Genomic DNA, 10,711 nt, shown 5'->3' on the forward strand with positions numbered 1-10,711 from the left:
TCGCCATCCATGGCGCGGGGCGGCTAAACCGGCATCCCTGCCGGTTTACCCCCCAAATCCCTGTCGAATTACGGCCAGCGTGGTTTAACGGGGCGCTTGAGATCAAAAGCAGATCAAGATCAAGAGCGGCTCGCTTCGCATCGTAGTTACCGTTGCTACAGCCGACCTGCCACTGCATTTGGCGTGTTAATTGCTTCGATGGCTGACAATCGGCCGCTCGTTACAACTTCTCGCGCGCCTATTGCATCGTTGTCGAGGTCAGCGTCATGAACCCGAACACTCAGTATTCGACCCTTGCCGTCCCTGCAACACGTCGGTTTGATTATTGGAAAGAAGTGGTCTGTCGCCATTGCCTGGCGGCCGATAGCAAACCCTTGTCCCAGAGCCGTTTTGATGGCTCGCTCACCCTCAATACAGTCGGCGCGCTGGACATTTGTACGCTGTCTTCACCGCTGCATTACTGGGAGCGTTCCGAACAGCACCTGCGCAGCGGCCCGGCTGAAGATTTATGGTTGGGTTTCGCTCGAAAGGGCCATGGGCAAATCGAACAAGGCTCAAGAAAAGCCAACCTGGCAACGGGAAATTTGTTTCTTTATGACGCAACCCAGGCGTTTCGCTTCAGCCTGGGTGGTACCGAAAACCACTTGATCCGTATTCCCAGAGCGTTGCTCACCGAGCGCCTGCCGCGTATTGCAGAATACACCGCGATGGTCCTCGACGACCGGCGTCCTGGTGTAGTGCCCTTGCGCGAAATGCTGCACCAGGCCGCGAGCACGCCTGCGTCGCTGCAGGATGAGCGCATCTCCAATCGTTACTCAAGTGCTGTGCTTGATCTGCTTGTGATCAGCCTGGAACTCCAGGACCTGAAAACCAGCCATCAGGAAATGGACCTCTACGGCCGCATCATGCAGTACATCCAACGCCACCTGACCGAGCCGGACCTGTCGATTGAAGCCATCGCCAAAGCCCACAATGTATCCACCCGCACCGTTACACGGGCCTTCGCCCGCTACCAAAAAACCCCCGTTGCAGAGATCTGGAAAGAGCGCCTGAATGCCAGCCGAGAAGCGATCGAGCGGGGCCAGGTGCGCTCGGTGTCTGAGGCGGCGCTGGACTTCGGGTTTTCTGACTTCTCGCATTTCAGCCATGCGTTTCGCAAGGCGTTTGGCGTGGCACCGAATACGCTTTTACGCCGCGATTGAAATTGGCGGGGTAGTGCAACTGCGCTTCCATGGCGTCATGAAGGAGTCTGACGACCTCGATCACGTCGTCGTTTGCCCCACGATAGAACACGATATGGCGTGGGTTTTTGACCGTTCCTTGGTTTGTTTGGCTTGCTGGCGTGAATAGACGAGGTGATCGCTGCGAAGGCCCGGTGCGCAGTGCCTCAATTTTGGCGGTGTCTTCGGCGACGCGCTGCTCCACTAAACGTAAACCTTCTGCATCCACCCGTAATAAAGCAACCAGCAGATTGATTTGAAGATTGATATGCCTGACTGTGCGTGGGAGAAGGCGCGATGTGTGCTTGAAATCGATCGGCATGTTCAATGCCTATCCATATTTGCGTTTAGAGGCATCCAGAGAGGTTTCAATGCCCTACGAGTTAGAAAATCGCCTGGTGATCGGCGTCGCTTCCAGCGCTGTGTTTGATTTGCTGGCATCGGACGCAGTGTTTCAGAGTCAGGGGGAGGAGGAATACCGCAAGTTTCAGCAAAAAAATCTTCACGTCCCGCTTCCTAAGGGGATAGCGTTCCCCTTCATCAAGCGCTTGCTGTCAGTGAATGACCTGAGCGTCGATCCTACGGATCCGCTCGTTGAGGTCATACTGCTTTCGCGCAACGATCCTGATACTGGGCTGCGCGTGCTGAAGACTATCGAGCACTACGGCCTTGGGATGACACGGGCGATTTTCATGCAGGGAAAATCCCCTTATGAATACATACCTGCTCTGAACATCGCTTTATTTTTGTCGGGTGACAAAAAAGACGTGGAAGCGGCTATCAAGGCCGGGTACCCGGCTGGCCAGGTGCTCGATTCAAAATTCGAAGACGACGAAACGGATAAAACCCTACGCATCGCGTTCGACTTTGACGGCGTCCTTGCCGGTGATGAGTCCGAAACAATCATGCAGGCCTCTGGATTGTCTGAGTTCCATGCGCATGAAGTGAAGAACGTTATGCAGCCCCATAACCCGGGGCCGCTGAAGGAGTTCATGGTGCGGATATCCAAAATCCAGTCGGTCGAGGAGCAACATAAAAAGCTCAATCCTGACTACGAAAACCGCATACGTGTCTCAATCGTCACAGCCCGCAATGCGCCGTCTCATGAGCGTGCAATGAATACACTCAAAAGTTGGGGTGTCATGGCTAACGACGCATTCTTTCTAGGTGGCATCGAGAAAGGCAGGATTTTAGGTGTATTGAAACCGCACATCTTCTTTGATGATCAATCTGGGCACCTACAATCGACTAGCGCAGTTGCGCCATCTGTGCACATTCCTTTCGGCATTACCAACCATGGTGCGACAGTGGTTGCGCTGGATTCTGAAGCGGATCAGGTCCGGCAGGAAGTGTAACACGCAGGCTTGAGCGCGCAGTGTCACAGGCGTTCGTATCGGTTCTGTGCTGCGAAGAATCCTCGCCACTCACGTTATCAGTCGGAACGATATAAGCGATAAGCGCGGAGCCAGCGTTCACCGCTGACTGAAGACCAAATGAAACGTTATCGGCAAATCTGGCTGACGGGTTTTCTCAAGCTGCAAACTCGGCGACTGGCTGTCCGGGAAGTGTTCTACGCGGTCAATGCCACGGGCGAAACGAAGAACGTGCGGCTGTCCTATTGCTTCACGTCAGACCGCGGCGTGGTCATAACCTGCCAGGTAGGTGGCGCCGAAGGTCGCCGGCAGCTGGGTGGCCAGCGCCTTGTCGTTGTCGAACGCGGTTTTTACCGCTTTTGCGTCGAAGCGCTCGCCGTTGCTGAACGTCACGTTGTCGCGCAAGTGAAAGGTGTAGGTCAGCGCGTCGTCACTGATCTCCCAGCTCTTGGCCAGCCAGGGGACGATCTTGCCGGTGGCCGGGTCCTGGTCGGTGAGCGACTCGGCGACATTGCGCAGCAGCACGCGGTGTTCCAGCCAGTACACCTGGAAGGGGTCGACGCTGACCAGGGTGGTGTTGTCGCCAAAAAATGCAATGTTCAGGGTTTTGTTCGCTTGCGCCTGGTCATCCGAAGGTGAGCAGGCGGCCAGGCTGATCGCCAGGGCGCAGGGGGCCAGCAGACGGCTCATCAAGTTGGAGGTGTTCAATGGGGGTGCCCTCGTTTGGCGATGTGAATCAGAAGCCGTAGGCCAGCTTGGTGTAGTCGCGGTCCTTGATGTTGTTCAGCGGGTAGTAGCCGTCAGGAAACACCTCCGGCACCGCCGCGCGGCCGGTGGGCGGGTACCGCCGCCAGCAGCGAACTGGTCAACAGCGACAGGTGGAATTTTTTCAGCGGGGCGGGGTGAGAAATATCGGGCATATCGATGGAGATCCATGTCGGGGGGTACGTCCTCCGCCAGGCATGGGGTCGGTTTGTGAAGTGAAGATATCTCTATAAAAAACTGCGGGGAAAGTCTTTTTTAGAATAAGCTAATTATTAGATATTGTTATTTTGTGGTTTTATAAGATCACCTATTTTTATTACCCGGCTGGTGCGACGCGTCGGCTCGCCGTTGGATGTGCGCGACGTCATCGCCTGTCATAATTTACCCATCTCACCCCTAACCCCCACACGGAGGCCATGCCATTGATGGTGCTGTTCAATCGATTGAGCGCGTTTTCCATCCAGGCGCGCAGGGCACTGAAGCTGGTCTGGGGGACGTCGCGCCCCTTATTCATAGGCCTGCTGCTGGCCACCATCGTTGCAGGTCTATTGCCTGCGCTGGCTGCCTGGATCGGCCAGCGTATTGTCGATGGCGTGGTGCATGCGATGCAGATTCATGCAGCCGGCAGCCAGGCACCCGTGTGGCCCGTGATGCAATACGTGCTGGCCGAGGCGGGCGTGTTGGGGCTGCTGGCCGCCGCTCAGCGTGCGTTGTCAATGCAGCAATCGTTGCTGCGGGTGCAGTTGGGGGTGAAGGTCAACCTGATGATTCTGGAGAAGGCCCAGACCCTCTCGCTCACGCAATTTGAAGACGCCGAGTTCCACGACAAGCTGGTGCGCGTGCGCCAGGGCGCGTCGACACGGCCGCTGAGCCTGGTCACCAAGGGCCTGGGGTTGGTGCAGAACCTGATCTCGCTGGTCAGCTTTGCCGTGTTGTTAGTGCACTTTTCGCCGTGGGCGCTGGTGATTCTGGTGGTCGGCGCCTTACCGGTTTTCTTCGCCGAGACGCATTTCTCGGGCAATGCGTTTCGCCTGTTCCACCGGCGTGCGCCGGAGACCCGTCAGCAGAATTACCTGGAATCGCTGCTGTCCCATGAGACCCACGCCAAAGAGGTCAAGCTGTTCGGCCTGGCGCCGCTGTTCCTCAAGCGCTACCGCGACAACGCCCGGCGCTTGTACGCCGAAGACCGCCAGTTGACGGTGCGCCGCGATGCCTGGGGCTTTGCCCTGGGCCTGCTGGGCACCGCGGCGTTTTATGTGGCTTACGCCTGGGTGGTGCTGGACACCGTGCGCGGCCAGACCAGCCTGGGGCAGATGACCATGTACATCGTGCTGTTCAAGCAGGGGCAAAGCGCGATCACCGCCAGCCTCAGCGCGATTGCCGGCCTGTATGACGACAGTCTGTTTCTCTCAGACCTTTATGAGTACCTGCTAACCCCAGTGGTCGTGCCGAGTGGCCGGCTTACCCAGGGCGCGCTTCCCGGCGACGGTCTGCGTTGCGAGCACGTGGGGTTCAGTTACCCCGGCGCTGAGCGGCCGGCATTGGCTGACATCAACCTGCACTTGGCGCCGGGGCAAAGCCTGGCCCTGGTGGGCGAGAATGGCTCGGGCAAAACCAGCCTGATCAAACTGCTCACGCGCCTGTATACCCCGCACGAGGGGCGTATTCTGCTGGATGGCAGCGACTTGCAAGACTGGGATGAACAGACACTGCGCCAGCGCATTGGGGTGATTTTTCAGGATTACATCCGCTACCAGATGACCGTCGGCGAGAACCTTGGCGTGGGTGACGTCGATGCGTTGAACGACGAGCCGCGCTGGCGCACGGCTGCAACCCAGGGGGTGGCCGCCGAGTTCATCGAACGCCTGAGCAAGACCTACGGCACACAGTTAGGGCGCTGGCTTGGCGGCCAGGAGTTGTCGGGTGGGCAATGGCAGAAGGTTGCCTTGTCACGCGCATATATGCGCCAGGAGGCGGATCTGCTGATTCTTGACGAACCGACGGCGGCGCTGGACGCCGGCGCCGAGGCGGCGGTGTTCGAGCACTTTCGCGAACACGCCAAGGGCCGCATGACGTTGTTGATTTCCCATCGATTCTCCAGCGTGCGCAATGCCGACCACATCATCGTGCTGGACGGCGGGCGAATCCTGGAGGAGGGCAGTCATCATCAACTGATGGCGGCGGGTAGGCGCTATGCCGAGTTGTTCGATGTTCAGGCGCGGGGGTATCGCTAGGTCGCGAGCGCCACGCCCGACGATACCTCCAGGGTATCCCTCCAGACTTTATCCATATTGGACGCCCCCCTACCCAAGCGTCAGCCTGAGCCCAATAACGATAAAAGAGTCGCGACCATGACCGTGCTATTGAGTGAGCGCAGCCAGATTTTCCAGGGTGCCGATGCCTACGCGGTGTCGGACTACGTCAACCAGCATGTGGGCAGCCACTGCATTCGCCTGCCTCCCAGGGGCCGGCCCCGGGCAAGTATCAGCCATCGCACCTTCGCCAGCCTGGACCTGTGCCGCATCAGCTACGGCGCACCGGTGCGGGTCATGTCGGTGGCGCTGGAGACCATCTACCACCTGCAGATCCTCTTGAGCGGGCATTGCCGCTCCAACTCCCGTGGCGAGGAGGATGTGTTCGGGCCGGGGGAAATCCTGCTGATCAACCCGGACGACCCGGTAGACCTGACCTATTCCGCCGACTGCGAAAAATTCATCATCAAACTGCCGGTGCGCCTGCTGGAAAACGCCTGCCTGGAGCAGCACTGGAGCCTGCCGCGGGCGGGGGTCCGCTTCACGACGGCCCGTCACGCGCTCAGTGAAATGGGCGGCTTCCTGCCGTTGCTCGGGTTGATCTGCCATGAGGCGGAAAACGCTGCCGAGCCCCACATGCAAGGCCTGTACGAACGCATCTTGGCCAACAAGCTGCTGGCATTGCTAGGCAGCAATGTGTTGCGGGTGACCCCCCGGGCTGCCCACGGCGGTGGGTTTGAAGCGGTGCACGAATTTATCCAGCAGCACTTGGGCGATGACATCAGCGTCGAGCAGTTGATGGCCGTGGCCAACGTCAGTGAACGTTCGCTGTACAGCCTGTTTGAGCGCCAGGTGGGACTGTCGCCGCGCGATTACGTACGCCGCTGCAAACTCGAACGCGTACATGCACGCTTGCAGCTAAGCAGCACGCGCAGCGTGACCGAGGTGGCTTTGGACCATGGGTTCATGCACTTGGGACGGTTTTCCGAGGCCTATCGCAAACGCTTCGGCGAACTGCCGTCGCAGACCTGGAAACGCCATCGTTAAGCGACGTGCGCCTGGCGGATAGTGATGTGCAGGCAGCGGATATTGACGGGCAGGGCGAACACGTACGGTGAGGGCGCCTGATACAAGAACAACGGAGGGCCCGCCCCATGATCAGTACACTCGACCGACTCGCCTGCCAATTGCGCGAGTCCGTACAGGAAGACCCCGCCACTGGGGTATTCCGCTGCCGCCGCGACATCTTCACCGACCCCGACCTGTTTGCCCTGGAGATGAAACACATCTTCGAAGGCGGCTGGATCTACCTGGCCCATGAAAGCCAGGTGCCGCAGATCAACGATTACTTCACCACCTGGATCGGCCGCCAGCCGGTGGTCATCACCCGTGACAAGCATGGCGCGCTGCATGGTCTGGTCAACGCCTGCGCGCATCGCGGCGCCATGTTGTGCCGGCGCAAACAAGGCAACAAGGGCTCATTCACTTGCCCCTTCCATGGTTGGACGTTCAGCAACGCCGGCAAGCTGCTCAAGGTAAAGGACGCAAAGACCGGCGCCTACCCGGACAGCTTCGACTGCGGCGGCTCCCATGACCTCAAGCGCTTGGCGCGCTTTGAAAACTACCGCGGTTTCCTGTTTGCCAGCCTCAGCGATGCGGTGCCGGAACTCAGCGATTATTTGGGCGAAACCCGCGTCATCATTGACCAGATGGTCGACCAGGCCCCTTTGGGCCTGGAGGTGCTGCGCGGCAGCTCATCCTATGTCTATGACGGCAACTGGAAGCTGCAAATCGAAAACGGCGCCGACGGTTACCACGTCAGCTCCGTGCACTGGAACTACTCGGCGACCATGGGCCGGCGCAACTACGACGCCGAAGGCACGCGCACCGTCGACGCCAATGGCTGGTCGAAAAGCCTGGGCGGCGTCTACGCCTTCGACCACGGGCATATCCTGCTGTGGACGCGCCTGCTCAACCCCGAAGTGCGCCCGGTGCACGCTCACCGCGAGGCCTTGGCCGAACGCCTGGGCCAAGCGCGCGCCGACTTTATCGTCGACCAGACCCGCAACCTCTGCCTCTACCCCAATGTGTACCTGATGGACCAATTCTCGACCCAGATCCGCGTGGTGCGGCCCCTCGCCGTGGATAAAACCGAAGTGACAATCTATTGCATGGCGCCCATCGGCGAAAGCGCCGAGGAGCGCGCCACGCGGATTCGCCAGTACGAAGACTTCTTCAATGTCAGCGGCATGGGCACCCCGGATGACCTCGAGGAGTTCCGTGCCTGCCAGACCGGTTACCAGGGCGCGAGCACCCTGTGGAATGACTTGAGCCGTGGCGCCAAGCAGTGGGTCGAGGGCGCGGACGAAAATGCCTTGGCCATGGGTATGAAACCGCAGCTCAGCGGGGTCAAGACCGAGGACGAGGGCTTGTTTGTGCGCCAGCATGCGCACTGGGCCCAAAGCCTGCAGCGTGCGCTCGAGCGCGAACAGCAAGGGCTGATTGCCAGCGACCGTGAGGTGCAGCCATGAGCCTTGCCCGTGACCACCTGCTGGATTTTCTTTACCGTGAGGCGCGCCTGCTCGACGACCGCCAATGGGATGACTGGCTGGCCTGCTATTCGCCCAAGGCCGAGTTCTGGATGCCCGCCTGGGACGATCACGACACCCTCACCGAAGACCCGCAGCGCGAAATCTCGCTGATCTACTACCCCAACCGTGACGGCCTGGAAGACCGCATCTTTCGCATCAAGACTGAGCGCTCCAGCGCCAGCACGCCCGAGCCGCGCACCGTGCACATGCTGTGCAACCTCGAAGTGCTGGCCGACGACGGCGCGCAGGTGGACCTGCGTTTCAACTGGCACACCCTCAGCCACCGCTACAAAACCACCGACAGTTATTTCGGTACCTCCTTCTATCGCCTCGACATCCGTGCCGAGCAGCCGCTGATAACCCGCAAGAAAGTGGTGCTTAAAAACGATTACATCCACCAGGTCATCGACATCTACCACATCTGAGGACACCGCCATGACGTATGCCATCGCCCTGAACTTCGAGGATGGAGTGACCCGCTTCATCGACTGCAAGGCGGGGGAAAAGGTGCTCGATGCCGCCTTCCGCCAACGCATCAACCTGCCCATGGACTGCTCGGACGGCGTGTGCGGTACGTGCAAATGCCGCTGTGAAACCGGCGCCTACGACTTGGGCGACGACTTTATCGACGACGCCCTGAGCGCCGACGAAGCGCAGGCGCGCCAGGTACTGACCTGCCAAATGGTGCCGCAGTCCGACTGCGTGATCGCCGTGCCGGTGCCGTCCAGCGCCTGCAAGACCGGCACCACGCACTTTGCCGCGACGCTGGCCGGCATCACCCGACATGCCGATGCCGCGCTGGAGGTGAGTTTCGAACTGGACCAAGCGCCGGTATTCCTGCCCGGCCAGTACGTGAATATCAGCGTGCCCGACAGTGGGCAAACACGTGCTTACTCCTTCAGCAGTCGCCCGGGCGACCCGCGCGCCAGCTTCCTGATCAAGCACGTGCCCGGCGGGTTGATGAGCAGTTGGCTCGAGCGCGCCCAGCCGGGCGACAGCGTGGCGATCACCGGCCCACTGGGGAGTTTCTACCTGCGTGAGGTGGCGCGGCCGCTGCTGTTACTGGCCGGTGGTACCGGCCTGGCGCCGTTCCTGTCGATGCTTGAAGTGCTCGCGCAGCGCCAGGAAACCCGCCCGATCCGGTTGATCTACGGCGTAACGCGGGATCAGGACCTGGTGATGATTGAGGCGTTGCAGGCTTTTACCGCGCGTTTGCCCGACTTCAACCTGGTGACCTGCGTGGCTGATCCGCACACCACTCACCCGCGCCAGGGCTACGTGACCCAGCACATGGCCGACGAAGCCCTCAATGGCGGCGATGTCGACGTGTACCTGTGCGGCCCGCCGCCGATGGTCGATGCGGTGCGCGAGCACTTCAAGCAGCAGAGCGTGACCCCGGCCAGCTTCCATTACGAGAAATTCACCCCTAACGCCGTCGCCACGTGCGATGCCGCCTGAGGACTGCCGCATGACTCAACGGTTTAACAACAAGGTCGCGCTGGTCACCGGCGCTGCGCAAGGCATCGGCCGGCGTGTCGCCGAACGCTTGCTGGAGGAGGGTGCCTGGCTGGTTGCGGTGGATCGCTCCGAGCTCGTGCATGAATTGCAGCATGAGCGAGCGCTACTGCTGACCGCCGACCTGGAACAATACAGCGAGTGCGCGCGGGTGATGGCCGCCGCCACGGCGCGTTTCGGGCGCATCGACGTGCTGGTCAATAACGTCGGCGGGACCATCTGGGCCAAGCCTTTTGAGCATTACGCCGAAGCTGAAATCGAGGCCGAAGTGCGCCGCTCGCTGTTCCCTACGCTGTGGTGCTGCCATTGCGTGCTGCCCTATATGCTGGAGCAGGGCGCGGGCGCGATCGTCAACGTGTCTTCCGTGGCTACGCGTGGTGTCAATCGCGTGCCCTATGGCGCAGCCAAGGGCGGCGTGAATGCCTTGACGGCCTGCCTGGCCCTGGAGACTGCAGGCAGCGGGATTCGCGTCAACGCCACCGCGCCCGGCGGCACCGAGGCACCGCCACGGCGCATCCCGCGTAACAGCCACCCGCAGAGCGAGCAGGAGCGTGTGTGGTACCAGCAGATCGTCGACCAGACCCTCGAGAGCAGCTCGATGAAACGCTACGGCAGCATCGACGAACAAGCTGGCGCAATTCTGTTCCTGGCCTGCGACGAGGCCTCCTACATCACCGGCGTGACCTTGCCGGTGGGCGGAGGCGACCTCGGCTAAGGCTTTTTCCATCAGATGACATGGGCTCTCCTTTTCAAACCATCCAAGGCATGCCCTCAGGTGTGCCCCAATGGAGCAATCCACTGGAGATGGATGGGGCTTCATGGTCTATGAAAAGGCAGAAATGATCAGATAAACAGCTGCCAGACGGCCACTAGAGACTCTCAGGATCCCCAAAAAACATCTGAATCCGCGACCTCAACCACCGCTCCCCCGGATCATTATCCTGCGACCCCCGCCACGCCATATGCAGCTCAAACGAGCGCACCGGCAACGGCGG

Annotated in this window: 8 protein-coding genes and 4 pseudogenes; 8 read left to right on the forward strand and 4 right to left on the reverse strand. The window is 60.2% G+C overall.

Annotated elements, in window-relative coordinates:
* Positions 1-266: 266 nt before the first annotated feature.
* Positions 267-1,202: a helix-turn-helix domain-containing protein gene (locus A7K61_RS28980; protein WP_003191111.1), complete on the forward strand. Its 936-nt coding sequence runs from the start codon at positions 267-269 to the stop codon at positions 1,200-1,202.
* A 7-nt stretch (positions 1,203-1,209) separates the two neighbouring features.
* Here A7K61_RS28980 and A7K61_RS34355 read toward each other — a convergent pair.
* A pseudogene (locus A7K61_RS34355) lies at positions 1,210-1,379 on the reverse strand (type II toxin-antitoxin system RelE/ParE family toxin); the annotation flags it as partial.
* A pseudogene (locus A7K61_RS32965) lies at positions 1,366-1,440 on the reverse strand (type II toxin-antitoxin system ParD family antitoxin); the annotation flags it as partial. The pseudogenes A7K61_RS32965 and A7K61_RS34355, both read right to left, overlap by 14 nt.
* A gap of 151 nt (positions 1,441-1,591) precedes the next feature.
* Here A7K61_RS32965 and A7K61_RS28985 point away from each other — a divergent pair.
* The gene (locus A7K61_RS28985) at positions 1,592-2,575 is read left to right on the forward strand and encodes a 5'-nucleotidase (RefSeq protein ID WP_069558889.1); all 984 of its coding nucleotides are present in this window, start codon (positions 1,592-1,594) and stop codon (positions 2,573-2,575) included.
* Between the two features lie 276 nt (positions 2,576-2,851).
* Here the strand turns inward: A7K61_RS28985 and A7K61_RS28990 are convergent.
* A pseudogene (locus A7K61_RS28990) lies at positions 2,852-3,283 on the reverse strand (ABC transporter substrate-binding protein); the annotation flags it as partial.
* A gap of 500 nt (positions 3,284-3,783) precedes the next feature.
* On the opposite strand from A7K61_RS28990, the gene A7K61_RS28995 reads away from it, so the two are divergent.
* The 6 genes from A7K61_RS28995 (at position 3,784) to A7K61_RS29020 (ending at position 10,431) form a co-directional block, all read left to right on the forward strand.
* Positions 3,784-5,592 (forward strand): ABC transporter ATP-binding protein, encoded by a 1,809-nt coding sequence (locus A7K61_RS28995; RefSeq protein ID WP_047712158.1) that lies wholly within the window; start codon positions 3,784-3,786, stop codon positions 5,590-5,592.
* Positions 5,593-5,709: 117 nt separating this feature from the next.
* Entirely contained in the window at positions 5,710-6,657 is a 948-nt protein-coding gene (locus A7K61_RS29000) for an AraC family transcriptional regulator (RefSeq protein WP_069558891.1), read from the forward strand.
* 107 nt (positions 6,658-6,764) lie between these two features.
* Positions 6,765-8,141, forward strand: a complete 1,377-nt coding sequence (locus A7K61_RS29005; protein WP_069558892.1) for a Rieske 2Fe-2S domain-containing protein — start codon at positions 6,765-6,767, stop codon at positions 8,139-8,141.
* Entirely contained in the window at positions 8,138-8,626 is a 489-nt protein-coding gene (gene benB, locus A7K61_RS29010; RefSeq protein ID WP_034135573.1) for a benzoate 1,2-dioxygenase small subunit, read from the forward strand. The genes A7K61_RS29005 and benB overlap by 4 nt, the downstream gene beginning before the upstream one ends.
* Before the next feature lie 10 nt (positions 8,627-8,636).
* Complete coding sequence (benC, locus tag A7K61_RS29015) at positions 8,637-9,659, forward strand: benzoate 1,2-dioxygenase electron transfer component BenC (protein WP_047710804.1); 1,023 nt, start codon at positions 8,637-8,639, stop codon at positions 9,657-9,659.
* Positions 9,660-9,669: 10 nt separating this feature from the next.
* Positions 9,670-10,431 (forward strand): 1,6-dihydroxycyclohexa-2,4-diene-1-carboxylate dehydrogenase, encoded by a 762-nt coding sequence (locus A7K61_RS29020; RefSeq protein WP_057709965.1) that lies wholly within the window; start codon positions 9,670-9,672, stop codon positions 10,429-10,431.
* A 154-nt stretch (positions 10,432-10,585) separates the two neighbouring features.
* Here A7K61_RS29020 and A7K61_RS31940 read toward each other — a convergent pair.
* Positions 10,586-10,711 (reverse strand): annotated as a pseudogene (locus A7K61_RS31940) (LysR family transcriptional regulator); the annotation flags it as partial.

This window comes from Pseudomonas sp. AP42 (assembly GCF_001728935.1).
Classification (GTDB): Bacteria; Pseudomonadota; Gammaproteobacteria; order Pseudomonadales; family Pseudomonadaceae; genus Aquipseudomonas; species Aquipseudomonas lactis.